The organism is Streptomyces sp. 2A115 (assembly GCF_052245575.1).
Lineage (GTDB): Bacteria > Actinomycetota > Actinomycetes > Streptomycetales > Streptomycetaceae > Streptomyces.
This window is the reverse complement of sequence record NZ_JBQQCG010000011.1, coordinates 90,756-114,832: the sequence shown is the minus strand read 5'-3', so window position 1 is coordinate 114,832 and position 24,077 is coordinate 90,756. Positions and strand designations below refer to the sequence as shown.

Genomic DNA, 24,077 nt, shown 5'->3' with positions numbered 1-24,077 from the left:
GAGACTGAGCGGGAGTGAGTCCTGTACCGCATGCGGAGGGAGTCCAGGGCCATGACCGGCTGGAACGCGAACGACATCCCCGACCAGAGCGGCCGCACGGCCATCGTCACCGGAGCCAACAGCGGGCTCGGTTACGTCACCGCCCGCGAACTGGCCCGACGCGGCGCCCGGGTCGTCCTGGCCTGCCGGAGCGAGGAACGTGGCACCGAGGCGGGCGACCGCCTGGTCACCGAGGTGCCGGGCGCGGAGGTGGAGTTCGCGCGCCTGGACCTCGGGGACCTGCACTCCGTACGGGAGTTCGCGGCGGCGTACGGGCCGGAGCGGCAAGGGCACGACCGCCTGGACCTGCTCATCAACAACGCGGGCCTGATGGCTCTGCCCTTCGGGCGCACGGTGGACGGCTTCGAGACGCAGTTCGGGGTCAACCATCTCGGGCACTTCGCGCTCACCGGGCTGCTGCTGCCGACCCTGCTCGGCACGCCCGGTGCGCGCGTGGTGAGTCTCTCCAGCACGACGCACTCGCTGTCGAACATCGACATCAACGACCTCAACAGCGAGCGCGGGTACGGGCGTTGGACGGCGTACGCGCGCTCCAAAACGGCCAACCTCCTCTTCACGCACGAGCTGGCCCGCCGGCTCGCCGCCATCGGCTCCGACGTCGTGGCGGCGGCCGCGCACCCCGGCTACGCCTCCACCAACCTCCAGACCAAGGGCCCCAAGCTGGAGGGCCGCAAGGGCGCTGAGGGGTTCATGCGGATCGGCAACCGCTTCTTCGCCCAGTCGGCGGAGGCGGGCGCCCTCCCCACGCTGTACGCGGCGACGGCGCCCGACGTACGCCCGGACTCCTTCACGGGTCCGTCGTTCCTGTCCTGGCGCGGCTCCCCCGCGAAGTCCTGGCGTGCCAAATGGACACTCAACGACGCGGCGGGGGAACGGCTTTGGGAGGAGTCGGAGCGACTGACGGGGGTCACGTACGAGACGCTGAAGGTATGAGGTGCTGGAGGGGCACACGGGGGACAGGGGACGGGAAACGGGGATGGCGCACGGGCGGACAAACGTGACGCGTCCACGTCACCATCCGTCCACGGCGCGGCCACCCCGCCCTCCTAGGCTCCGGCGTTGCGCGACCCCGTCGCCGACCGGCGGACGGAGCGATCTCGGCACCCCCTTGGAGCGACAGTGGAACGTCGTACTCTCCTGCGTGCGGCCGTCCTCGGCGGTTCGTCCGCCGTCTTCGGCGGAACCCTGTGGCGCGGCGCCGCGTACGCCGCGCCCGCGCAGCCCGGCACCGGCCCGTACGGAGCACTCGGCGCGGCGAACGCCAACGGCATCAGACTGCCGAGCGGTTTCACGAGCAGAGTGATCGCCCGTTCCGGCCAGACGGTCACCGGAACCTCGTACACCTGGCACAACGCCCCTGACGGCGGAGCCTGTTACGCGGACGGCAGCGGCTGGATCTACGTATCCAACTCGGAGATCAACCCCTCGGGCGGTGCGAGCGCGGTGAGGTTCTCGTCCTCCGGCGCGATCACGGGCGCGTACCGCATCCTGTCCGGCACCCGGCAGAACTGCGCGGGCGGCAAGACCCCGTGGAACACCTGGCTGTCCTGCGAGGAGGTGTCCCTCGGCTACGTCTACGAGACGGACCCCTGGGGTGTGAACGCTTCGGTCCGCCGGGACGCCATGGGCCGCTTCAAGCACGAGGCGGCCGCCGCCGACCCGGTGCGCAAGGTCGTGTACCTGACGGAGGACGAGACGAGCGGCTGCCTCTATCGCTTCGTCCCGACCACCTGGGGCAACCTCTCCTCCGGCACCCTCCAGGTCCTGGTCGCCGGGACCGCCACCTCCGGCTCCTTCACCTGGGCGAACATCCCCGACCCGGACGGCTCCCCCACGACCACCCGCACCCAGGTCTCCGGCTCGAAGAAGTTCAACGGCGGCGAGGGCTGCTACTACGCCGACGACACGGTCTGGTTCACCACGAAGGGCGACAACCGAGTCTGGCAGCTCAACCTCACCAACAACACCTACGAGTTGGCGTACGACGACTCGCTCGTCACCTCCGGCACGGCCCCGCTGACCGGCGTCGACAACGTCACCGGCACCTCCTCCGGCGACCTCTTCGTCGCGGAGGACGGCGGCAACATGGAGATCTGCGTCATCACCCCCGACGACGTGATCGCCCCGTTCCTCCGCATCGACAACCAGTCCGGCTCGGAGATCACCGGCCCGGCCTTCTCCCCCGACGGGCGCCGACTGTACTTCTCCAGCCAGCGCGGCACGAGCGGCAGTTCGTCGGGCGGGATCACGTATGAGGTGACGGGGCCGTTCCGCTCGTAACCGGCCCCGCACGGAAGCCGTCTCCGTCCAGATCGGCCGTGACCACCGCGTCCGTGACGACACTGTCACTCGCGGCCACACCCTCCGGGGGTTCCGGCAGGCCCGAGTCGCGGCGCCCATGGACTGTGCGCGTCGAAGGGTCGAGTCCCTTCGCCGAGCCGTAGACCACACCGACCCGCTGGTCGCCGCCGAGGTTGTCCGCCGTCCCCCTCCGGAGGGGGACGGCTGTTGCCCAGTTGTCGTTCAGGGGAATGTGGCGCGCCGATCGGCCCGGAGGCCGGGCACGGACAGCCTCCGCAGACAGCGCCGTCCCGGATTCCACCGCCGTGACACTCGGAGCAGCTCAGAACGAGGCGGTGATGGATCAACGAGACCGTTCGGCGAGCATGAGAGCAAGCGGCCCGGCAGGGAGCAGGAACTGACCGTCAGCGGCAGCCCCAATGGCGTCAGCGAGGGGCCACCAGGACAACTTGAAGTCGGCTTCGGACGGGGTCAGGGACTGCTGACCGAGCGTGAGGTCGCGAGCCTCGTAGAGGTGGACGCGGGCGGTGGAGCCGAGCGTCATCGCGTACGCGCCCAGCGCCCGCCACGTCCGCGCGGTGACGCCTGCCTCTTCGGCGAGTTCGCGGCGTGCGCACTCTTCCGGGCTCTCGCCGGGTTCCCTTCGGCCCCCGGGCAGGAAGAGATACTCACCACCGTGACGGCGGAAGTTGGCGCTGAGGACAGCCACCAAGCCCTCGGTGTCGATGGCGACGACCACGGATGCGTCAGCGGTCGGGCTGTTGTTCCGGTCTCCCATGCGTGGGGAGCGTAGTGGGCTGGGCGTACCAGGCGGCGTACGGCACGTTCAGGACGGTCGCGTGGACGATGCCTCGTCCGCGGTACCCGTCCTCGCCGAATGCGTCCCCGTGATCGGCGCAGATGATGATCAGCCACGGCTGGATTCTGGTCACGGTGCTGATCAACCGACCGAGGTGGGCATCTGCATATGCCAGGGCTGCCCGCTGGGAGCGTGCGCTGTCCATACTGTCGTCGAGGTAGTGGCCGTGAGGGACGTGGGTCGCGGAGACGTTGACGAACAGGAACAGAGGCTGCGTCTTATGAGTGTCGGCGACGGTGAGAGCTTTGCCTGGTCAGCGCCATAGCTTGACAGTCTCCGCAGATGATGCACGAAGGGGCGGCACCTCCGCACAAGGTGCCGCCCCTCCTCTTTCGCACGCCGGAGCCGTTGCCCGTCGGTGAGGGTCGGGGTGACCGACAACGGCCCCGGAGTTCTGCCGGGTTACCGGCGCTACCGGCGCTACCGGTGGTCGCTTCCCTTCGACGTGGACGCCGCGCGCCCCGCCTCCAGCCGCGCGACCGGGATCCGGAACGGCGAGCAGGACACGTAGTCGAGTCCCACTTCGTGGAAGAAGTGGACCGACTCGGGGTCGCCACCGTGTTCGCCGCAGACACCGAGCTTCAAGTCCGGCCGGGTCGCGCGGCCGGCCTTCACTGCGTCGCGTACGAGCTTGCCCACGCCGTCCTTGTCGATGGTCTCGAACGGGGAGACTCCGAAGATGCCCTTCTCGAGGTACGCCGTGAAGAACGAAGCCTCCACGTCGTCCCGGGAGAAGCCCCACACCGTCTGGGTCAGGTCGTTCGTGCCGAAGGAGAAGAACTCCGCCGCCTCGGCGATCTGCCCGGCCGTCAGTGCGGCGCGCGGCAGCTCGATCATCGTGCCGAGGGACAACTTCAGGTCCACACCGGTCTGTTGCTGCACCTCCGCGATGACCTGCTCGGCCTCGTCGCGGACGATCTCCAGCTCCTGGACCGTACCCACGAGCGGAATCATGATCTCGGCGCGCGGGTCGCCCTTCGCGTTCTTCCGCTCGGCCGCCGCCTCCGCGATCGCCCTCACCTGCATGGTGAACAGGCCGGGGATGACCAGGCCGAGACGGACACCGCGCAGACCCAGCATCGGGTTCTGCTCGTGGAGGCGGTGGACCGCCTGGAGGAGGCGCAGGTCGTTCTCGTTGGAGTCCTTGCGGGACTCGGCGAGTGCGACGCGGACGGACAACTCCGTGATGTCCGGCAGGAATTCGTGCAGCGGCGGGTCCAACAGGCGGACGGTGACGGGCAGTCCGTCCATAGCCTCGAACAGCTCGATGAAGTCCTGCTTCTGCCGCGGCAGAAGTTCCTTCAGCGACTCCTCGCGTTCGGCGTCGGTGTCGGCCAGGATCAGCCGCTCCACCTGCTCCCGCCGGTCGCCGAGGAACATGTGCTCGGTACGGCACAGGCCGATGCCCTGAGCCCCGAACCGCCGTGCGCGCAGGGCGTCTTCGGCGTTGTCCGCGTTGGCCCGTACCCGCAGGCGGCGTACCCGGTCGGCGTACGCCATGATCCGGTGCACGGCCGCGACCAGCTCGTCCGCGTCGTCGGCGCCCGCGTGCATCCGCCCCTCGAAGTACTCCACGACGGGGGACGGGACGACCGGGACCTCACCCAGGTACACCTTGCCGGTCGAGCCGTCGATCGAGACGACGTCGCCCTCCTCGACGATGGTGCCGTTGACCGTCAACCGCCGCCGCTTGGTGTCGACTTCGAGGTCCTCGGCGCCGCAGACGCAGGTCTTGCCCATGCCGCGCGCGACGACGGCGGCGTGCGAGGTCTTGCCGCCGCGGGACGTGAGAATCCCCTCCGCCGCGATCATGCCGTCGAGGTCGTCCGGGTTGGTCTCGCGGCGGATCAGGATGACCTTCTCGCCGGACCGCGACCACTTGATGGCCGTGTACGAGTCGAAGACGGCCTTGCCGACCGCCGCGCCCGGCGAGGCCGCGATGCCCCGGCCGATCTGCTCGACCTTCGCGTCCTCGTCGAAGCGCGGGAACATCAGCTGGGCGAGCTGGGCGCCCGTCACGCGCTGGAGCGCCTCGGCCTCGTCGATGAGTCCCTGGTCGACGAGCTGCGTGGCGATACGGAAGGCCGCCCCCGCCGTCCGCTTGCCGACCCGTGTCTGGAGCATCCAGAGCTGCCCGCGCTCGATGGTGAACTCGATGTCGCAGAGATCCTTGTAGTGGTTCTCCAGGGTCTCCATGATCTGCATCAGCTGGTCGTACGACTTCTTGTCGATCAGTTCCAGCTCGGCGAGCGGGACCGTGTTGCGGATGCCGGCGACCACGTCCTCGCCCTGCGCGTTCTGCAGGTAGTCGCCGTACACGCCCTGATGACCGGAGGCCGGGTCGCGGGTGAAGGCGACGCCGGTGCCGGAGTCGGGGCCGAGGTTGCCGAAGACCATCGAGCAGATGTTGACGGCCGTGCCGAGGTCGTGCGGGATGCGCTCCTGGCGGCGGTAGAGCTTGGCGCGGTCGGTGTTCCAGGAGTCGAAGACCGCGTGGATGGCGAGGTCCATCTGCTCGCGCGGGTCCTGCGGGAAGTCCCGGCCGCACTCGGTCTTGACGATCTTCTTGAACTTGGTGACGAGTTTCTTCAGGTCGGCCGCTTCGAGGTCCGTGTCGACCGTGACCTTCTTCGCCGTCTTCGCCGCTTCCAGTGCGTCCTCGAAGAGGTCGCCGTCGACGGCGAGGACCGTCTTGCCGAACATCTGGATGAGGCGCCGGTACGAGTCCCACGCGAAGCGCTCGTCGCCCGCCTGCTCGGCGAGGCCCTTCACGGACTTGTCGGAGAGGCCGATGTTCAGGACGGTGTCCATCATGCCCGGCATGGAGAACTTCGCCCCTGAACGGACGGATACGAGGAGGGGGTTATCGGCCTGCCCGAGCTTCTTGCCCATGCGCTCTTCGAGGGCGTCGAGGTGTGCACTCACCTCGTCACGCAGTGCCGCCGGCTCGTCGCCGCTGTCGAGGTAGGTCTTGCAGGCCTCGGTGGAGATCGTGAAGCCCGGAGGGACGGGAAGGCCCAGGTTGGTCATCTCGGCGAGGTTGGCACCCTTGCCACCAAGGAGATCCTTGAGGTCCTTGTTGCCCTCGGTGAAGTCATAAACGAACTTCACGCTCTCGAGGCCACTCTCAGCTACGTGGGGATCTTTGTTTTCCGACACGGGTCTCGACTCCTCGAGGACTCGGTGGCTGCCCTGACGACGGGGAACATACCCAGATCGAAGGCACCTGGGTACGTCCACTTGTGCGTCATACGGACGTAACCACCCGTCCGCCAGCAGATCGAAAGTCAAGGGTTGGTAAGCCGTCGCGGCACCTTGCGTTCATGTCTTGAACCAGTCAACGCCCGTAGATCTGGATTTTCGCTCTTCTGAGCGGACCTCGGCACCTCTGAGTTCACGCCGTAAACGATCAAAGGGTGGCACTCAGTGCCACCCTTTGAGAAGTGCAGTAGCCCAAGATCCGCTCATCTGAGCGAAACCCCGATCAGGCGTGGCGAGAATCACGCCGTTTTGGCCGACCGGATTTCACCATTCGGACCGGTTCACGGACCGAAACACGGCCGTCACACACTCCGTCAGACACCCATCGCGAGCAGCCGCTCCTCGGCCCGCTCGGGCGCGTACAGGTGCTCCACGACGAGCGCACCCGCTCCGACCAGGCCCGCTCGATCGCCGAGCCGTGAGGTGACGACGTCCAGGTGGGCGGTGGAGCGGGGCAGGGCGCGCTGGTAGAGCAGTTCGCGTACGCCGGTGAGGAACGCCGTTCCGGCCAGATCTCCGGCGATCATCAGGACCCCGGGGTTGAGCAGCGTCACCACCGTCGCCAGCACGTCGCCGACGCTGCGCCCGGCCTCCCGGGCGAGCGCGGCCGCTCCGGGGTGCCCGGAGGTCAGCAGATCGCGCACATCCGACCCCGAGGCCGCCGGAACTCCCGTTTCCGCCAGCCGGCGCGCGACGGCTCCACCACTGGCGACGGCGGCGAGGCAGCCGTACGCCCCGCACCTGCACAGCGCGTCGGCACCCTCGGGGATCCGGATGTGCCCGATGTCCCCGGCGCCCCCGTCGATGCCCCGGTAGATCGTGCCGCCGACGACCACGCCCGCGCCGATGCCGGTGGAGACCTTGACCAGCACGAAGGCCGAGCAGTCGGGATAGGCGGTGCGCTGTTCGCCGTACGCCATGAGGTTGGCGTCGTTGTCCACGAGCACCGGGACGGCCGCGGCGCCCGTGTGCTCGGTGAAGGCGCGGGTGAGGCGACCCCGTATGTCGTAGCCGTCCCAGCCGGGCATGATCGGCGGCTGGACGACCCGGCCGGTCTCGCTGTCGACGGGCCCCGGCACGGCGAGCCCGATGCCGCAGACCTCGTGCGCCTGGTGCCCGGCCTTCCGCAGCAGCTCGCCGAACCAGCGGCCGAGCTCGCCGAGTACGGCGTCGGGGCCGTCCTCGATGAGCAGCGGCCCGCCGTGCTCGGCCAGCAACTCACCCGTCAGGGAGAGGACCGCGGCGCGGGCGTGCCGGGTGTCGAGGTCGGCGGCGAGGACGACGGCGTGTGAGTCATCGAACTCCAGCCGGACCGAGGGGCGGCCGCCCTGCGGCGAGTCCACCGGCCCCGCGGCGCCCTCACGCAGCCAGCCGGCCCGGAACAGCCGGTCCAGGCGCTGCCCGACCGTGGCCCGGGACAACCCCGTGACCTGCTGCAACGCCCCGCGCGTGGTGGCACGCCCGCTCCGCACCAGCTCCAGCAGATCGCCGGAGCTCGCCTGGCTTCCGGTCTTCCCGGCTCTTCCGGCCATTCCGCTCCTCCTGGCGGTCCCGGTCATGCGAACCCCTTGCGCTCACCAACTCTGCATTACATATTGAGTTTTGCGTGTTAAATAGACGTAACCCTAGAGTAGCTACTGCCGAACTGGTCGGCCGCCTGTCGTCGGGGAGACCTGAGTGGACCGCACAACCCAGTTGACCGCCCGTCGCACCGGGCACCTGGATCCCGTACGCACCTCACCCTCACCGCCATTTTCCGGGCAGGGTGAGATCGGCCATACCGGGGCGGCCGTATACGATCCGGTCCGCCCGGCGGGGTCGCTGCATCTGAGGGCGGCCCGGGTGCTGAACGGCAACTGGACGGGAACGTCGACGGTGCCCTCGCACGGCCTGTACCCGCACCAGTGGTCCTGGGACTCCGCGTTCATCGCGATCGGCCTGCGCCATCTGTCGCCGCTGCGGGCACAGGTGGAGCTGGAGACGCTGCTCGACGCGCAGTGGGACGACGGCCGGATCCCGCACATCGTGTTCAACCCCACCGTCCCCCTCGACGCGTACTTCCCGAGCCCCGACTTCTGGCGCTCCTCGACCGCGGGGCGCGCCGCGGGCGCCCCGCGCACCGTACAGACGTCGGGCATCGTGCAGCCACCCGTGCACGCGCTCGCCGCATGGCTGGTACATGTCTCCGACCCGGGCCTGTCGCGGTCGCGCGGCTTCCTGGCCCGGATGTACCCCCGCCTGGCGGCCTGGCACCGCTATCTCCTGCACCGCCGGGACCTGGCCGGCGGGGGCCTCGCCTCCGTCGTCCACCCCTGGGAGCAGGGCATGGACAACGCCCCCAGCTGGGACACGCCGCTCTCCCGTGTCACGCCGGCCCCGTCGCACTCCTTCCGCCGCGCCGACCTCGACCACGGCGCGGCCGAGGACCGGCCGACGGATCTGGACTACGGCCGGTACGTGCGGCTGGCGACGGACTACCGGGACGGCGAGTACCGGGATGTGCCCGGCGAGGGATACGGGGACGGACCGGGCGCAGAGTACGGAGACGGACTGGGCGAGGGATACGCGGCCGGGCCGGGCGAGGGATCCCGGGACGGGGCGAGTGAGTTCGCGGTGGAGGACCCGGCCTTCAACGCCCTGCTGATCGCCTCGGAGCACGCACTGGCCCGGATCGCGCGGGAGCTGGGCGCCACGGGCACGGCCCGCCACACCCGGGCGGAGCGGCTGACGGCGGCGCTCGTCGACCGGCTGTGGGATCCGGCCGAGGGGATGTTCTTCTGCCGGGACGTGCGGACCGGCGAGCTGATCCCCGAGCGCGGTGTCTCCGGACTCATCCCGCTGCTCCTCCCCGCCCTCCCCCGCGACATCGCCGCCACGCTCGTACGGACCGTGTACGGCCCGCACTTCGGGCTCGGCGACACCACGCGCCTGGTGCCCAGCTACGACCTGACGGGGGACGCCTTCGACCCGCACCGGTACTGGCGGGGCCCGGCCTGGTTCAACACCAACTGGCTGCTGGAGCGGGGGCTCAGGCTGCACGGCGAGCACGCGCGGGCGGACGCCCTGCGGACGGTGCTCCTTGACACGGCCGACACGTCCGGGTTCGCCGAGTACGTGGATCCGTACACCGGCGAGGCCTGCGGCGCGCTCGGCTTCAGCTGGACCGCCGCGCTCACACTCGACCTGCTGCACGACGCGCCGGACGGCGGGTCCCGCCCGGGGCACGGCATGTTCGACGACACGGAACACGGCTCAGCGACGTACACGTACAGCGCATCGGCTCACAGCTCAACGGCCCACGGCGCACCGGCGCACAGCGCCATCGACAGGCTCGGCAAGGGTGGCAAGGGAGGGGACCGGGGATGACGGACCGGCATCATCTGCTCGTGCACGGCGGGACGTTCGCGGCAGTCGACGACGGCGGAGACATCAGCGGCGTACGCGGCGGCGGCTCGCAGGCCGCGCCCGACGGGCTGTTCGTGCGAGACGCCCGGCATCTGAGCCGCTGGCAGCTGACCGTCGACGGCGCGGTGCCCGAGGCGCTGTCGCCGGTCGCGGACGGCGACACGGCGCGCTGCGTGCTCGTACCGCGCGGCGGCCGCCAGGAGCCGCCCGCGTACACCGTCTTCCGTGAACAGGCCGTCGCTGACGGCGCGTTCGTCGAATCGCTGCGCGTCACCAGCAACCGCCCGGTGCCGACCACGGTCCGCATCGCGGTCACCGCGGACGCCGATTTCACGGACCAGTTCGAACTGCGCTCCGACTACCGGACGTATGCGAAGATCGGCGCCGTCCGCTCCCGTGAAGTCCTCGACGACGGCGTGGAGTTCAGCTACCGGCGCGGTGAGTGGCGGTCCTGGACGACCGTCACCTCGGAGCCCGCACCGGACGGCGTCGAGGAGACCGGCACGGGCGCGCGTCGCCTCGTATGGACCCTCGACCTCGAACCGCACGGTTCGGCCGAGCTGGCCCTCCGGGTGGCGGCGCGCCCGCACGGTATGCCGCACCCGGAGGTGCCCCCCTCCCCAGCCGCCGCGAACGACCGGCTCCTCGCGCTGGAGGACGAGTTCGCGGAGGGCGTGCCCTTCCCGACCGGCTGGCCGGAGCTCGCCGCGGCCTGCGCGCGCGGCCTGTCCGACCTGGCCGTGCTCCAGGTCCCGGCAACGGGCCCCGACGGAGAGGACCTTCGCGTACCGGCGGCCGGAGTCCCCTGGTTCTTGACGCTGCTGGGCCGCGACGCCCTCCTCACCTCCCTCTTCGCCCTCCCCTACCGCCCACAACTCGCCGCCGCCACCCTGCCCGCGCTCGCCGCGGCCCAGGCGACCGAGGTCGGCCCGGACTCGGTGGCCCAGCCCGGCAAGATCGTGCACGAGATGCGGCACGGGGAGCTGGCGCACTTCGGGCAGGTGCCGTACGGGCGGTACTACGGGTCCGTCGACGCCACGCCGTTGTTCCTGGTCCTTCTCGGCGCCTACGTCGAGCAGACCGGCGACGTGGCGCTGGCCCGCCGTCTCGAGCCCCACGCCCGCGCGGCGGTCGGCTGGATGCTCGACCACGGCGGCCTGACCTCCCGCGGCTATCTCGTCTACCGCGCCGACGAGGGCGGCCTCGCCAACCAGAACTGGAAGGACTCCCCCGGCGCCATCTGCTCCGCCGACGGCAGCCGGCCCACCGGTCCTGTGATGGCCGCGGGCGCCCAGGGGTACGCGTACGACGCCCTGCGCCGCACTGCCCAACTGGCACGTGCCGTATGGGAGGACGAGGTTTACGCGGCCCTGCTGGAACAGGCCGCGGCCGACCTCCGTGACCGCTTCCAGCGGGACTTCTGGATGCCGGAGCACGCGTTCCCCGCGCTGGCGTTGGACGGCGAGGGCAACCATGTGGACGCGCTCGCCTCCGATGCGGGGCATCTGCTCTGGTCGGGGCTGCTGGACAAGGAGTACGGGGAGTTGGTGGGCCGGCGGTTGCTGGAGCCGGACTTCTTCTCCGGGTGGGGAGTGCGGACGCTGGCCTCCGGCCAGGAGGCGTATCACCCGCTCTCCTATCACCGGGGCTCGGTGTGGCCGCACGACAATGCGCTGGTCACGTTGGGATTGGCTCGCTACGGCCTCCATGACGAGGCCCGTACGGTCGCCCACGCCCTCGTGGACGCGGCGACCGTCGCCGGCCACCGCCTTCCGGAGGTTCTCGCGGGGTACGGCCGCGACAGCCACGGGGAGCCTGTGCCGTATCCGCACGCGTGCGTGCGGGAGTCCCGGTCTGCGGCTGCACCGCTGGCGTTGCTTACGGCTGTAGGGGGTGCCTGAGGTCGGTGAGCGATGTGCGGGGCGTATTGGGCTGGTCGCGCAGTTCCCCGCGCCCCTGAAGGACGGGGCTCCGCCCCTGTCAGCCCCCACACACCCGCAGCGAACCCTCAGCCCCCGGACGTGTCCAACTCCGCGTCCTCGCTGATCCCCGCACAGTCATACGGGTCCTTCAACCAACCGTCCGGCAGCACAACCCTGTTGTTGCCGGACGTACGGCCGCGCGGGCCGTCCGCGCCCGTCGGCCAAGGCTGGTCCAGGTCCAACTCGGCCAGCCCCTCGGAGAGTTCGGCCAGAGACGAAGTGATCGCAAGGCGCTTCCGCATCTCCGAACCGACCGCGAAGCCCTTCAGGTACCAGGCCACATGCTTGCGGAAGTCGATGACACCACGCGCCTCGTCGCCGATCCACTCGCCGAGGAGGGTGGCGTGGCGGACCATCACAGCGGCGACCTCGCGGAGAGCGGGGCGCACACTGTATCCATCAGGGCCTCCGGCCCGGGCAGCGCGCCCCTCGAACGCCGCCACCAAGTCCGCGAACAACCACGGCCGCCCCAGACAACCCCGCCCGACCACGACACCGTCACAACCAGTGCTGCGCACCATCCGCAGCGCGTCGTCGGCGGACCAGATGTCGCCGTTGCCGAGAACGGGAATCTCCGGCACGTGCTCCTTCAGCCGGGCGATGGCGTCCCAGTCGGCCGTACCGCCGTAGTGCTGCGCGGCCGTGCGCCCGTGGAGCGCGATCGCCGCCACGCCCTCCTCGACGGCGATCCGGCCGGCGTCGAGGTACGTGATGTGGTCGTCGTCGATGCCCTTGCGCATCTTCATCGTGACGGGGAGATCACCGGCCCCGGCGACCGCCTCGCGCAGGATCGCCCGCAGCAGGTTCCGCTTGTACGGGAGCGCCGAGCCGCCGCCCTTGCGGGTCACCTTCGGCACGGGGCAGCCGAAGTTCAGGTCGATGTGGTCGGCGAGGTCCTCTTCCGCGATCATGCGGACGGCCTTGCCGACGGTGGCGGGATCGACCCCGTACAGCTGGATCGACCGGGGGGTCTCCGTCGCGTCGAAGCGGATCAGCTGCATCGTCTTCTCGTTGCGCTCGACAAGCGCCCGAGTCGTGATCATCTCGCTGACGAACAGGCCCTTCCCGCCGCTGAACTCCCTGCACAGCGTGCGGAACGGCGCGTTCGTGATCCCGGCCATGGGGGCCAGGACGACGGGCGGCCGGACGGTGTGCGGGCCGATCTGCAACGGAGTCGTGGGCGTGGACATTCCTCCATTGTCACGTACGCCGACGGGTGCCTGCGCAATAATCACGCAAAGTCATTAGTTAGGCGCACTATCGACTTGTACGATGGGTCGTATGCCCGAGCTCACCCACCGCCGACGCATACTGGTGCTCGCGATCTGCTGTACGAGTCTGCTGATCGTGAGCCTCGACGTCACCATCCTCAACGTCGCCCTGCCCTCCATGCAGCGCGAACTGGACGCGAACACCTCAGGTCTGCAGTGGACGATCGACGCCTACACCCTGGTGCTGGCCTCGCTGCTGATGCTCGCGGGCTCCACGGCCGACCGGATCGGCCGAAAGCGCGTCTTCCTGGCCGGCCTGGTCGTCTTCACCATCGGCTCGGCGCTCTGCTCCGTCGCCCCGAACCTCGACGCGCTCGTCGCCTTCCGCATGATCCAGGCGGTCGGCGGGTCGATGCTCAACCCGGTCGCCATGTCGATCATCACCAACACCTTCACCGACCCACGCGAGCGCGCCCGCGCGATCGGCGCGTGGGGTGCCGTGGCAGGCATATCGATGGCGGTGGGCCCGCTGCTCGGCGGGCTGCTCGTGGAGTCCGTCGGCTGGCGCGCGATCTTCTGGGTCAACCTGCCGGTGGGCCTGGCCGCGCTCCTGCTCACCCTGCGGTACGTCCCCGAGTCCCGCGCGCCCAAGGCCCGCCGCCCAGATCCGCTCGGCCAGCTCCTGGTGATCGCCCTGTTCGGCTCGCTGACGTACGCGATCATCGAGGCGCCGGAGTCCGGCATCACCACGATCCTGCCCTTCGCCGTGCTCGCGCTCGCCGCGCTCACCGGAGTCCTCTGGTACGAACCGCGCCGCGCCGAACCCCTCATCGACCTGCGTTTCTTCCGCTCGGCGCCGTTCAGCGGGGCCACGGCGATCGCGGTCGGCTCGTTCGCCTCGCTCGGCGGCTTCCTCTTCCTCTCGACGCTCTATCTGCAGAACGTACGCGGCCTGGACGCCCTGCACGCGGGCCTGTGGATGCTCCCGATGGCGGTCCCGATCTTCCTCTGCGCGCCGCTGTCCGGCCGCCTGGTCGGCAGCCGGGGCCCGCGGATCTCCCTCCTGATCGCGGGCTGCGCGATGACGGCGAGCGCCGTGCTGTTCGCCGCCTTCGAGGCCGAGACGTCGAACGTCACGCTCTTCCTCGGTTACGCCCTCTTCGGCGTGGGCTTCGGCTTCGTCAACGCCCCCATCACCAACACCGCCGTCTCCGGCATGCCCCGCGCCCAGGCCGGGGTCGCCGCCGCCGTCGCCTCCACCAGCCGCCAGCTCGGGCAGACGCTGGGTGTCGCGGTGATCGGCGCGGTGCTGGCCTCGGGCGTGGGCTCGTCGTCGTACAAGGACGCCTTCGTCTCGGCCGCCCGTCCCGGCTGGTGGATCATCGCGGGCTGCGGTCTGACCGTCCTGGTCGTGGGCGCACTGACGAGCGGCGACTGGGCCCGCCGGACCGCGGAGCGCACGGCGGACCGCCTGGAGGCGACAGAGGTACGGGACGCCGCGGGCGTGACCGCGTGACCCGTCGGTGCCGGCGGGTCAGGGTCGGGTAGAGGGCCCGCGTCCTCCTCGCGGAGTACGTCGCCCCCGGCGCATGCCACTTCAAAAGCAGTACGGATGCCTCCACCGGCACGATGTGCCGGGGCCCTGCTCAGGACACCGCCGCGGCCTCGTCCTCCAGGGCGAACGCGTGCAGCTTCTCCAGCCGTTCGCGGGTCTCCTCGTCGCTGGGCACGTACGTCACCATGCGGGCGCCGAAGTCCGGGCTGAGCCAGAGGTCGGTGTGGTCGAGGGTGAGCAGGCCGACGTACGGGTTGAGGAACTGCTTGGTCTTGCTGCGGGCGCCCACCACCTCGTACCGCTCCCAGACCTCGCAGAACTCCCGCGACTCCGCCTTCAGTCGCTTGACCAGCACCTTCCAGGCGGGTTCGCTGAGGTGTCCGGCCATCGAGGCGCGCAGCCTGGCCGCCATCAGCCGCATGCTCTCGTCGAGGGTGACGACCGAGGAGCGCCACTCGTCGTTCGTGAAGATGAGGATCATGCAGTTGCGGTCCTCGGGCGGTACGGCGTCGAGGTTGTTCATGAGCAGACGGCCGTACGTGCGGTTGTACGCGAGGATGTCGTACCGGCTGTTCTGGATGCAGGCCGGGACGGGCTCCAGCCGGCGCAGCATCTCGCGCAGCGCCGGGGTGACGCTGGGGCAACTCGCCGCCGGTGACGGGTCCACGGAACCGGCGAGCTGGAAGAGGTGGGCCCGCTCGCTGGCGTCGAGCATCAGGGTGCGGGCCAGCGCGTCGAGGACCTGCTCGGAGACCTGGATGTCCCTGGCCTGCTCCAGCCACGTGTACCAGGTGACGCCGACCGCGGAGAGCTGCGCGACCTCCTCGCGGCGCAGACCCGGCGTGCGCCGACGACGGCCGCGGGGCAGGCCGACCTGCTCGGGGGTGATCCGCTCCCGGCGGCTGCGCAGGAAGACCGCCAGTTCGTGCCGCCGGATCTCCGAGCCGCGGCTCGCGGGGGCACCGTCCGCGGGAGTCTCCCGGGTCACCGTCTCCTCGATCACGCTTGTCATGCCTCCAGCCTGCCGTCACGCGGAACCTGTTGCCAGGTACTCCTTCTACCAGGATACGAAGACTCTGGTACCAGCCTGAGAATGGGCGCACGCTCTTCACCGTGACCGAAACCATCGCTTCCCACACCGTCCGCTCCCCCGTCACGCCACCCGTGCTCGGCGGGCTCGGACTGTTCACCGTGCTGCTCGGCGCGGCTCTGCCCCTCATCGACTTCTTCATCGTCAACGTCGCCCTGCCCACGATCGGCCACGACCTGGCCGCGAGCGAGGCGGTCCTGGAACTGGTCGTCGCCGGGTACGGAGTCGCGTACGCCGTGCTCCTCGTCCTCGGCGGGCGGCTCGGCGACATGTTCGGCCGACGTCGGCTCTTCCTCGGCGGGATGGCGGCCTTCGGGCTCACCTCGCTGGCGTGCGGCCTCGCACCGAGCGCCTGGACACTCGTCGCGGCGCGCGTCGCCCAGGGCGCGGCGTCCGCGGCGATGCTCCCGCAGGTCCTCGCCACCATCCAGTCGGCGACCCGGGGCCCGCGCCGCGCCAAGGCGATGGGCCTGTACGGGGCCACGGCCGGGCTCTCCATGGTGGCCGGCCAGATCCTCGGCGGCGTCCTCGTCGCGGCAGACATCGCGGGCACCGGCTGGCGTGCGGTCTTCCTGGTGAACGTACCGGTCGTGCTGCTCGCCATGGTCCTGGCCGCCCGAGCCGTCCCCGAGACCCGTTCGCAGCACCCGGAGCCGGTGGACGGCCCCGGCACGGTTCTGCTGGCCGTGGCCCTGGTGTCCCTGCTCGCCCCGCTGACCGAGGGCCGGGCGGCGGGCTGGCCGCTGTGGACATGGCTGTCACTGGCCCTGTTCCCGATCGCGACGGCCGCCTTCTACCTCGTCGAACGCCGAACGGAAGCTCGGGGCCGCACACCCCTCGTCCCCCCGAGCCTGTTCTCGAACCTGCCCCTGCGCCGGGGCCTGGTGATGGTCCTTCCGTTCTCCATCGGCTTCAGCGGCTTCATGTTCGTCATCGCGGTGGCCCTGCAACAGGGAGTCGACCTGGGCCCGGTCCGCGCGGGGCTCGTCCTCGCCCCGATGGCGGTGTCCTTCTTCGTGGTCTCGCTGCTCGGCCCCCGGCTCGTGACGCGGTGGGGCACGCGCGTCGTGACCGCGGGCGGCCTCGTCCAGGCGCTGGGCGTGACCGTCCTCGCCCTCACCGTCCGGGGCTCCTGGCCCGACCTCGGTGGCCTCGCACTCTGGCCCGGCGTGATCATCGCGGGCGCCGGCCAGGCCCTCCAACTCCCCATCCTCTTCCGCGTCATCCTCTCCGAGGTCCCCCCGTCCCGCGCCGGCGCGGGCAGCGGCGTCATGATCACCGCCCAGCAGTCCGCCCTGGCCCTGGGCGTAGCCACCCTGGGCACCCTCTTCCTCACCCTCGCCCCGAACATGGGAATGCGCGACGCCCTGGTGACGACTCTCCTGGTGCAACTGGCGGGTGTTGTTCTCACGACCGCTCTGAGCCTGCGCCTGCCGCGCACGATCAGCTAGTCCCCGCGACCCTGTCGGGCACCCACAGTGAGGCTCCGATCACGCTGACGTACCACAATGTTACGGCGGATGACCAAGCGGCCAACTCGCCGTAGAAGTGTCCCCGTTGATGTTGTTCTTGCTGCACACTCCTTAGCGCGCGCAACCGGCGCGACAACCAGGAGGCGTCATGCTGCAGATCAACACCAGCAAGGTGAGCCGCTGGGACCAACACGGCCGCGAGCACGTCGTCCACGTACAACGGTCAGGCGTGCAGCGGACGATCAGATGCGATACGTGCGGCTGGCGCAAGAACGCCCAGTTCCTGCCGTGGCTGAAGGCCGAGGAACACCTTGCGGAGGCACATCAGGCGACGGTGGATCCGGCAGGCGGCACGGGGAGCTGAGTGGCCGCGGGCCGGTCAGGCCCGCAGGCCCCGCAGCACAAGGTCCACGACCGCCTCGAACTCGGCGTCGATGCCCGGGAATTGCCACTCCCGGGCGTAACAGGGGTTGTGGAAGCGGCCCGTAGCGTCCAAGAGCGCGCGAGCGGTGACCGCCGGGTCGACGGAGACGAACGTGCCCCGGGCGACGCCGTTTCGGACGATCTCGGCCAACTGGGCCGTCAGGTCCGCGAGGACAGCTGACAGATTTCAAAATCTGTCAGCTGTCATTCGTCAGCCATCGCCCCTCAGGGCGCCTCCGGCCCCCTTGTCACGTCATCCCTGGTTCAGCGGCAGCGCGATGTCCACCACCTGCCGCCCCTTCGGGAACGACCCCGTCGAGCTCGCCTTTCCCGTCAGCAGGTTGACCTTGTACGCCTTGCCACCCGTCACCGCGTATCCGGTGTTCGTCCCGTTCCGCGCCGAGCTGTAGATGTCGAACCCGGAGTTCAGCGGCACGTCCACGCCCAGCTTCCCTGTCGGTGCGAGGTTGCCGGCGTTGGCGGGCGACTGCACCGACACCTGGTCGAGCGTGGTGTCGAGGTCGAAGAGGGTGGTGGCCGTCGTCGCGTCGAGGTCGTTGTTCGTGTACGCGGCCCCGGTCACGCCGAGCGCGATGGCACCCGGGGCCGGGGGCACCGGCGGGTTGGTGAGGGTGCCGTCGACGGCCGTGGTGTTCGGGGCCGGGGCGCCCGCCGGGTCGTCGATGTTGTGGCGGAGGTTCTGGCCGGTGTCACTGATGACGCGCAGCCGGTTGGCGGCCGGGTTGAAGTCGACGCCGAAGGCCTTGCCCTGGAGGGCGACGGTCAGCTGCGAGACCTTGGTGGCACGAACGCCGAGCTCGCGGATGGTGTAGATGCCGCCCTGGTCCCCGACCGCGTACAACTTCTTGTTCTGCACGCGGTAGTCGATGCCGACGAGCGTCTTGTCGCCCTTGAGCCCGTCGACCTTCCCGAGGGGCACCACGACACCGGGCCGGTCGACCCGGAACGTCACCAGCCGCTGGTCCGCGGTGAGCCCGAGGGCCCGGAGCCCACCCGGCGTGAGCGCCCGCGGCAGGCCGCCCTCGGCTCCCTTGGCCGCGATCCCCGTCCCCTGCTCGGCCGACTCCCCGTCCAGCGCCCCGGCCCCGACGATCCCGACCGTCCCGATCGCAACGGCCATCGTGAATACGCCAATGACTGCTTGCTTACGCATGTTGCCCCCGTCAGAGGTCCCGGCGACCCGCCCCCTGCGAGCCGCTCGACCTGTCCTTCGGAGCCCCGTGTCACCTGGATTGCAAAAGCCCCGGTTCCGTTACATCCGTTACGGACGTGACAGAACCGGGGCATTCGGGGGAGGGGCCGCCGCCCCGCAGGGGCGCGGCCCCTAGGGGCGCGGGGAACTGCGCGACCAGCCACAACCGGCCCGCAGCCATCAAGCGGCCCAACCCGCGGAGCGATCAGCAGCCGATCAACCGACTGGCCAGGTACCCCTCGATCTGATCCAAGGACACCCGCTCCTGCTTCATCGTGTCCCGCTCACGAACGGTTACCGCGTTGTCATCGAGCGTGTCGAAGTCCACGGTCACACAGAACGGCGTACCGATCTCGTCCTGCCGCCGGTAACGCCGCCCAATGGCACCCGCGTCGTCGAAGTCGATGTTCCAGTTCTGCCGAAGAGCCGTGGCAAGCCCCTTGGCCTTGGGGGACAGCTCGGGGTTCCTCGACAGCGGCAGCACCGCGACCTTGACCGGCGCCAGGCGCGGGTCGAGACGCAGAACCGTGCGCTTCTCCATCTTGCCCTTGGCGTTGGGCGCCTCGTCCTCGACGTACGCGTCCAGAAGGAACGCGAGCATCGCGCGGCCGACACCGGCCGCGGGCTCGATGACGTACGGAGTCCAGCGCTCGCCGGCCTCCTGGTCGAAGTAGGAGAGGTCCTGGCCGGAGGCCTTGGAGTGGGCGTTGAGGTCGTAGTCGGTGCGGTTGGCGACGCCCTCCAGCTCACCCCACTCGTTGCCGCCGAACTGGAAGCGGTACTCGATGTCGGCGGTGCGCTTGGAGTAGTGGGAGAGCTTCTCGGCCGGGTGCTCGTACCAGCGCATGTTCTCCTCGCGCAGGCCCAGGCCGGTGTACCAGTTCCAGCGCTCCTGCATCCAGTACTCCTGCCACTTCTCGTCCTCGCCCGGCTTGACGAAGAACTCCATCTCCATCTGCTCGAACTCGCGGGTGCGGAAGATGAAGTTGCCGGGCGTGATCTCGTTGCGGAAGGACTTGCCCATCTGACCGATGCCGAACGGCGGCTTACGGCGCGAGGTCTGCTGGACCTGGGCGAAGTTGGTGAAAATACCCTGCGCGGTCTCGGGGCGCAGGTAGGCGACGGAGCCGCTGTCCTGGGTGGGGCCGAGGTGCGTGGAGAGGAGGCCGGAGAACTGCTTGGGCTCGGTGAACTGGCCCTTGTTTCCGCAGTTCGGGCAGTTGATGTCCGCGAGGCCGTTCTCGGGCGGCCTGCCGTGCTTGGCCTCGTATGCCTCTTCCAGGTGGTCGGCGCGGTACCGCTTGTGACAGGAGGTGCACTCGGTGAGCGGGTCGGAGAAGGTGGCGACGTGACCGGAGGCCACCCAGACCTCGGTCGCCAGGATCACGGACGAGTCGATACCGACGACGTCCTCGCGCGAGGTCACCATGTAGCGCCACCACTGGCGCTTGATGTTCTCCTTGAGCTCGACACCCAGCGGCCCGTAGTCCCAGGCGGCCTTCTGGCCTCCGTAGATCTCACTGCACGGGTAGACGAAGCCACGGCGCTTGCTCAGGCTGACGATGGTGTCGATCTTGTCGGCGGCCACGGTGCTCTCTTCATTACGACGACGGGCGAATTGACTGGTGCGGTGCGATGGGGGTGCCCCCAGGCGTTTAGCTCTGGGGGAGCCTCGATGAGGGGTGGTGGTCGGGTGACGGGCGGGCGGGTTGCTTCACAGCGATTGCTTCAGAGCGAATGCTTCAGATTACCGGCGGTCCCGCCCCCCGGATCAAATCGGTAGGGGGTCCCGGCTCCGCGGCGCCGCCCCACCTCTCCCATACCGGGATGAAGCCCAGATCACAAGACAGCTTATTGACAATCGTTTCCAGATTTGTTGAAAATGGGTGTCATGAACGTACGACGACGCCTTATATCCGGTACCGCGGTCGCGGCGGCCACCGCCCTCGGTCTCGGAGCCCTCTCCGCCTGCTCCTCCGAGTCGGACGCCGCCGACAGCAAGAGCAGCGGGAAGCTCGACGTCGTGGCGTCGTTCTACCCGATGCAGTATCTCGCCGAGCAGATCGGCGGGGACCACGTCAGCGTCACCAACCTCACCGAGCCCGGCCAGGAGCCGCACGACCTGGAGATCAGCGCCAAGCAGACCGCGCAGCTCCAGGAGGCGGACGCGGTGCTCTATCTCAAGAACCTCCAGCCGGCCGTCGACGACGCCGTGGCGCAGTCCGAGATCAAGACCAAGATCGACACAGCCACGCTGAGCACCCTCGAGGACCACGGCAGCACCGGCCACGCCCACGAGGGCGAAGAGGAGCCCGCCGCCGAGGAAGAGGAGGAGTCCGGCCTCGACCCGCACATCTGGCTGGACCCGGTGAAGTACGCCGAGGTCGCCGAGGGCGTGGGCAAGGCCTTCGAGAAGGCCGACCCGGACAACGCGGCGGAATACAAGAAGAACACCGAAGCGCTGACGAAGAAGCTCGGCGCCCTGAACACGGAGTTCGAGGACGGTCTGAAGAACACCGCGTCGAAGGTCTTCTTCACCAACCACTCGGCCTTCAGCTACCTCGCCGAGCGCTACGGCCTGACGCAGGAGGCCATCTCCGGCCTGGACCCCGAGAGCGAGCCCAGCCCGGCTCGGGTCAAGGAGCTCCAGGAGGAAGCCAAGGCCGACGGCGTAACCACCGTCTTCTACGAGACACTTGTCTCCGACAAGACCGCGAAGACCCTGGCCAAGGACGCCGGACTCAAGACTGATGTACTCGACCCCCTCGAGGGCATCACCGACAAGTCCAAGGGCGACGACTACATCGAAGTCATGCAGTCGAACCTGGCAGCGCTGGAGAAGGCCCTCGGCGCGAAGTGAAGCATCAGCGGTGACGCGGTACGCAACACGCGGTACGCGACGACGGAAGGCGCGAGCCATGAAGGCTGACCAGTTCGGGGAACCGGTCATATCCCTGCGCGAAGTGACCGCGGAACTCGGCTCGCGCCCCGTGCTGCGCGGCATCGACCTCACCGTGCACGGCGGTGAGGTCGTCGCGCTGCTCGGCGCCAACGGCTCGGGCAAGTCGACCGCCGTCCGCGCGGTCATCGGTCAAGTGCCGGTCAGCGGCGGCGAGATCGACATCTTCGGCACCCCGCGCCGCCAGTTCCGCGACTGGGCGCGCGTGGGGTACGTACCGCAGCGCACGACGGCCGCGGGCGGTGTGCCCGCGACGGTGACCGAGGTGGTGTCCTCCGGGCGGCTGTCCCGAGCCCGCTTCGGCGTGCTGCGCAAGGCCGACCGCGAGGCCGTACGCGAGGCGATCGAGCTGGTCGGCATGGCGGACCGCGCCAAGGACTCCGTCAACGCGCTCTCCGGCGGCCAGCACCAGCGCGTCCTGATAGCGCGCGCCCTCGCCTCCCAGCCCGAACTGCTGATCATGGACGAGCCCATGGCGGGCGTCGACCTGGCCAGCCAGGAGGTGCTCGCAGCGACCCTGCGCGAGCAGGTTTCCCAAGGGACGTCCGTCCTGCTCGTCCTGCACGAACTGGGCCCTCTGGAGCCGCTGATCGACCGCGCGGTCGTCCTGCGCGACGGCTGCGTGCTGCATGACGGTCCGCCCCCGGCCGCGGTCGGCCAGCACGCGCTGCCCGGCCACGACCACGTACACCCGCACGCGGCTCACGACGCCGAACCCATCCGGACCGGACTGCTGAGCTGATCACCATGAACCTTGAAATCCTCGACTACGCGTTCATGCAGCGGGCCCTGCTCGCCGCCGTCCTCGTGGGCATCACCGCGCCCGCCGTCGGCATCTACCTCGTGCAGCGCCGCCAGGCCCTGATGGGCGACGGCATCGGCCACGTCGCGATGACCGGTGTCGGCCTCGGCTTCCTGCTCTCCTGGTCCCCGGTGTGGATGGCGACGGCCGTCTCCGTGCTCGGCGCGGTGCTCATGGAGCTGATCCGCTGGTACGGCAAGACGCGCGGCGACATCGCGCTCGCGATGCTCTTCTACGGAGGCATGGCGGGCGGTGTGATGCTCATCAACCTCGCCCCCGGCGGCTCCAACGCCAACCTGAGCTCGTATCTCTTCGGCTCGCTCTCGACGGTGTCGGAGAGCGATGTGACGGCGATCTGTGTGCTCGCCGCCTTCGTGCTCGTGGTCACCCTGGGCCTGCGCCGGCAACTGTTCGCGGTCAGCCAGGACGAGGAGTTCGCGCGTGTGACCGGGCTGCCGGTGCGCGCCCTGAACCTGCTGACGGCGGTCACGGCGGCCGTCACGGTGACGGTCGCCATGCGGGTCGTCGGCCTGCTGCTGGTGTCCGCGCTGATGGTGGTCCCGGTGGCCGCCGCACAGCAGCTCAGCCGGAGCTTCGCCGCCACGTTCGCCATCGCGGTGGCCATCGGGGTGAGTGTGACCATCGGCGGCACGGTGACCTCGTACTACGAGGACGTGCCGCCCGGAGCCACCATCGTCCTGCTGGCCATCGGCGCGTTCATCCTGCTCACGGCGCTGGCGACGCCGCTCGCCCGGCGCAGGGCGCGGGCCACCGCACGGATCGCGGCGCAGGAGGCCCACGACCCGGCGGAGTGCGTGATTCCGGCCACCCACTCGGGCACGGGGAAGGTCGGCGTCTGACCGCTCTTGGCCCGGGGTGCCACAATGGCCCGGCAAGCCGCAGACGTTTTGGAGGCAACGGTGACGACCGCTGGACCGCCCGTTCGGGGCCGTTCGACCCGGCAGCGTGCCGCCGTGGCGGCGGCGCTCGACGAGGTCGACGAGTTCCGCAGCGCGCAGGATCTGCACGACATGCTCAAGCACAAGGGCGACGCAGTCGGGCTCACCACCGTGTACCGCACGCTTCAGTCGCTCGCGGACGCGGGTGAGGTCGACGTCCTGCGCACATCCGACGGTGAGTCCGTGTACCGGCGCTGTTCCACCGGCGATCACCATCACCACCTTGTCTGCCGTGTGTGTGGCAAGGCGGTGGAGGTGGAGGGGCCGGCCGTTGAGAAGTGGGCCGAGGCGATCGCCTCGGAGCACGGGTTCGTGAACGTGGCGCACACGGTGGAGATCTTCGGCACGTGTGCGGACTGCGCTGCGCTGGCTAAAGGGTAGGGCGCTCGGTCCGCTCGGTCCGCTCGGTCCGCTCGGTCCGCTCGGTCCACTTTCATCTGCGGGTTGGTGGGGGCTGGGCGCGCAGTTCCCCGCGCCCCTGAAGGGGCGCCCGTGTGAAGGGGCGCCCGTGACGCCACCTAAACT

Annotated in this window: 19 protein-coding genes and 1 pseudogene; 11 read left to right on the top strand and 9 right to left on the bottom strand. The window is 69.7% G+C overall.

Annotation, left to right across the window (positions count from 1 at the left end; genetic code table 11):
- The first annotated feature begins 51 nt into the window (after positions 1–51).
- Positions 52–993 (top strand): oxidoreductase, encoded by a 942-nt coding sequence (locus ACTWQR_RS12760; RefSeq protein ID WP_443227119.1) that lies wholly within the window; start codon positions 52–54, stop codon positions 991–993.
- Positions 994–1,179: 186 nt separating this feature from the next.
- On the top strand, positions 1,180–2,340 hold the full coding sequence (locus tag ACTWQR_RS12755; RefSeq protein ID WP_443227118.1) for an alkaline phosphatase PhoX: 1,161 nt from the start codon (positions 1,180–1,182) through the stop codon (positions 2,338–2,340).
- Positions 2,341–2,704: 364 nt separating this feature from the next.
- On the opposite strand, the gene ACTWQR_RS12750 is transcribed toward ACTWQR_RS12755, so the two are convergent.
- The 4 genes and pseudogenes from ACTWQR_RS12750 to ACTWQR_RS12735 form a co-directional block, all read right to left on the bottom strand.
- Complete coding sequence (locus ACTWQR_RS12750; protein WP_443227117.1) at positions 2,705–3,139, bottom strand: NUDIX hydrolase; 435 nt, start codon at positions 3,137–3,139, stop codon at positions 2,705–2,707.
- Positions 3,108–3,452 (bottom strand): annotated as a pseudogene (locus ACTWQR_RS12745) (sulfatase-like hydrolase/transferase); the annotation flags it as partial. The gene ACTWQR_RS12750 and the pseudogene ACTWQR_RS12745, both read right to left, overlap by 32 nt.
- A 188-nt stretch (positions 3,453–3,640) precedes the next feature.
- Positions 3,641–6,379 (bottom strand): pyruvate, phosphate dikinase, encoded by a 2,739-nt coding sequence (gene ppdK / locus ACTWQR_RS12740; RefSeq protein ID WP_443227116.1) that lies wholly within the window; start codon positions 6,377–6,379, stop codon positions 3,641–3,643.
- Between the two features lie 416 nt (positions 6,380–6,795).
- Entirely contained in the window at positions 6,796–8,013 is a 1,218-nt protein-coding gene (locus ACTWQR_RS12735) for an ROK family protein (RefSeq protein WP_443227115.1), read from the bottom strand.
- A 145-nt stretch (positions 8,014–8,158) separates the two neighbouring features.
- Here ACTWQR_RS12735 and ACTWQR_RS12730 point away from each other — a divergent pair, with 145 nt between their 5' ends.
- Both ACTWQR_RS12730 and ACTWQR_RS12725 read left to right on the top strand, forming a co-directional pair.
- Positions 8,159–9,847, top strand: a complete 1,689-nt coding sequence (locus ACTWQR_RS12730; RefSeq protein WP_443227114.1) for an MGH1-like glycoside hydrolase domain-containing protein — start codon at positions 8,159–8,161, stop codon at positions 9,845–9,847.
- A complete protein-coding gene (locus ACTWQR_RS12725) occupies positions 9,844–11,787 on the top strand; it encodes an amylo-alpha-1,6-glucosidase (protein WP_443227113.1) in 1,944 nt (647 codons plus the stop codon). The genes ACTWQR_RS12730 and ACTWQR_RS12725 overlap by 4 nt, the downstream gene beginning before the upstream one ends.
- Positions 11,788–11,894: 107 nt before the next feature.
- Here the strand turns inward: ACTWQR_RS12725 and dusB are convergent, their stop codons facing one another.
- Positions 11,895–13,058 carry a tRNA dihydrouridine synthase DusB gene (gene dusB / locus ACTWQR_RS12720; protein ID WP_443227112.1) on the bottom strand — a complete coding sequence of 388 codons (1,164 nt, stop codon included), beginning with the start codon at positions 13,056–13,058 and terminating at the stop codon, positions 11,895–11,897.
- A gap of 91 nt (positions 13,059–13,149) precedes the next feature.
- Between dusB and ACTWQR_RS12715 the strand changes: the two genes are divergently transcribed.
- Positions 13,150–14,595: an MFS transporter gene (locus ACTWQR_RS12715; RefSeq protein ID WP_443227111.1), complete on the top strand. Its 1,446-nt coding sequence runs from the start codon at positions 13,150–13,152 to the stop codon at positions 14,593–14,595.
- 130 nt (positions 14,596–14,725) lie between these two features.
- Here ACTWQR_RS12715 and ACTWQR_RS12710 read toward each other — a convergent pair whose 3' ends face one another.
- Positions 14,726–15,646 carry a helix-turn-helix transcriptional regulator gene (locus ACTWQR_RS12710; RefSeq protein ID WP_443227110.1) on the bottom strand — a complete coding sequence of 307 codons (921 nt, stop codon included), beginning with the start codon at positions 15,644–15,646 and terminating at the stop codon, positions 14,726–14,728.
- Between the two features lie 101 nt (positions 15,647–15,747).
- Between ACTWQR_RS12710 and ACTWQR_RS12705 the strand changes: the two genes are divergently transcribed.
- Positions 15,748–17,175, top strand: coding sequence for an MFS transporter (locus tag ACTWQR_RS12705; RefSeq protein ID WP_443227109.1), 1,428 nt, complete (start codon positions 15,748–15,750; stop codon positions 17,173–17,175).
- Between the two features lie 169 nt (positions 17,176–17,344).
- Positions 17,345–17,560: a hypothetical protein gene (locus ACTWQR_RS12700; protein ID WP_443227108.1), complete on the top strand. Its 216-nt coding sequence runs from the start codon at positions 17,345–17,347 to the stop codon at positions 17,558–17,560.
- A gap of 15 nt (positions 17,561–17,575) precedes the next feature.
- On the opposite strand, the gene ACTWQR_RS12695 is transcribed toward ACTWQR_RS12700, so the two are convergent.
- The 3 genes from ACTWQR_RS12695 to ACTWQR_RS12685 form a co-directional block, all read right to left on the bottom strand.
- Positions 17,576–17,782, bottom strand: a complete 207-nt coding sequence (locus tag ACTWQR_RS12695) for a hypothetical protein (protein ID WP_443227186.1) — start codon at positions 17,780–17,782, stop codon at positions 17,576–17,578.
- Positions 17,783–17,872: 90 nt separating this feature from the next.
- Positions 17,873–18,760, bottom strand: coding sequence for a DUF4394 domain-containing protein (locus ACTWQR_RS12690; protein ID WP_443227107.1), 888 nt, complete (start codon positions 18,758–18,760; stop codon positions 17,873–17,875).
- Between the two features lie 277 nt (positions 18,761–19,037).
- A complete protein-coding gene (locus ACTWQR_RS12685; RefSeq protein WP_443227106.1) occupies positions 19,038–20,420 on the bottom strand; it encodes a glycine--tRNA ligase in 1,383 nt (460 codons plus the stop codon).
- 303 nt (positions 20,421–20,723) lie between these two features.
- Here ACTWQR_RS12685 and ACTWQR_RS12680 point away from each other — a divergent pair, with 303 nt between their 5' ends.
- Genes ACTWQR_RS12680 through ACTWQR_RS12665 form a run of 4 tightly spaced genes read left to right on the top strand, consistent with a single transcriptional unit; the run spans position 20,724 to position 23,933 of the window.
- Complete coding sequence (locus tag ACTWQR_RS12680) at positions 20,724–21,692, top strand: metal ABC transporter substrate-binding protein (protein WP_443227105.1); 969 nt, start codon at positions 20,724–20,726, stop codon at positions 21,690–21,692.
- A 58-nt stretch (positions 21,693–21,750) separates the two neighbouring features.
- Positions 21,751–22,533 carry a metal ABC transporter ATP-binding protein gene (locus ACTWQR_RS12675; protein WP_443227104.1) on the top strand — a complete coding sequence of 261 codons (783 nt, stop codon included), beginning with the start codon at positions 21,751–21,753 and terminating at the stop codon, positions 22,531–22,533.
- A gap of 5 nt (positions 22,534–22,538) precedes the next feature.
- On the top strand, positions 22,539–23,453 hold the full coding sequence (locus ACTWQR_RS12670) for a metal ABC transporter permease (RefSeq protein ID WP_443227103.1): 915 nt from the start codon (positions 22,539–22,541) through the stop codon (positions 23,451–23,453).
- 60 nt (positions 23,454–23,513) lie between these two features.
- Complete coding sequence (locus ACTWQR_RS12665; RefSeq protein ID WP_443227102.1) at positions 23,514–23,933, top strand: Fur family transcriptional regulator; 420 nt, start codon at positions 23,514–23,516, stop codon at positions 23,931–23,933.
- Positions 23,934–24,077: the final 144 nt, after the last annotated feature.

Coding starts and splice junctions, on each gene's coding strand:
- ACTWQR_RS12725 (WP_443227113.1), top strand. CDS start 9,844: ATGACGGACCGGCATCATCTGCTCGTGCACGGCGGGACGTTCGCGGCA.
- ACTWQR_RS12750 (WP_443227117.1), bottom strand. CDS start 3,139: ATGGGAGACCGGAACAACAGCCCGACCGCTGACGCATCCGTGGTCGTC.
- dusB (WP_443227112.1), bottom strand. CDS start 13,058: ATGTCCACGCCCACGACTCCGTTGCAGATCGGCCCGCACACCGTCCGG.
- ACTWQR_RS12760 (WP_443227119.1), top strand. CDS start 52: ATGACCGGCTGGAACGCGAACGACATCCCCGACCAGAGCGGCCGCACG.
- ACTWQR_RS12710 (WP_443227110.1), bottom strand. CDS start 15,646: ATGACAAGCGTGATCGAGGAGACGGTGACCCGGGAGACTCCCGCGGAC.
- ACTWQR_RS12690 (WP_443227107.1), bottom strand. CDS start 18,760: ATGGCCGTTGCGATCGGGACGGTCGGGATCGTCGGGGCCGGGGCGCTG.
- ACTWQR_RS12670 (WP_443227103.1), top strand. CDS start 22,539: ATGAACCTTGAAATCCTCGACTACGCGTTCATGCAGCGGGCCCTGCTC.
- ACTWQR_RS12675 (WP_443227104.1), top strand. CDS start 21,751: ATGAAGGCTGACCAGTTCGGGGAACCGGTCATATCCCTGCGCGAAGTG.
- ACTWQR_RS12715 (WP_443227111.1), top strand. CDS start 13,150: ATGCCCGAGCTCACCCACCGCCGACGCATACTGGTGCTCGCGATCTGC.
- ACTWQR_RS12680 (WP_443227105.1), top strand. CDS start 20,724: ATGAACGTACGACGACGCCTTATATCCGGTACCGCGGTCGCGGCGGCC.
- ACTWQR_RS12700 (WP_443227108.1), top strand. CDS start 17,345: ATGCTGCAGATCAACACCAGCAAGGTGAGCCGCTGGGACCAACACGGC.
- ACTWQR_RS12735 (WP_443227115.1), bottom strand. CDS start 8,013: ATGGCCGGAAGAGCCGGGAAGACCGGAAGCCAGGCGAGCTCCGGCGAT.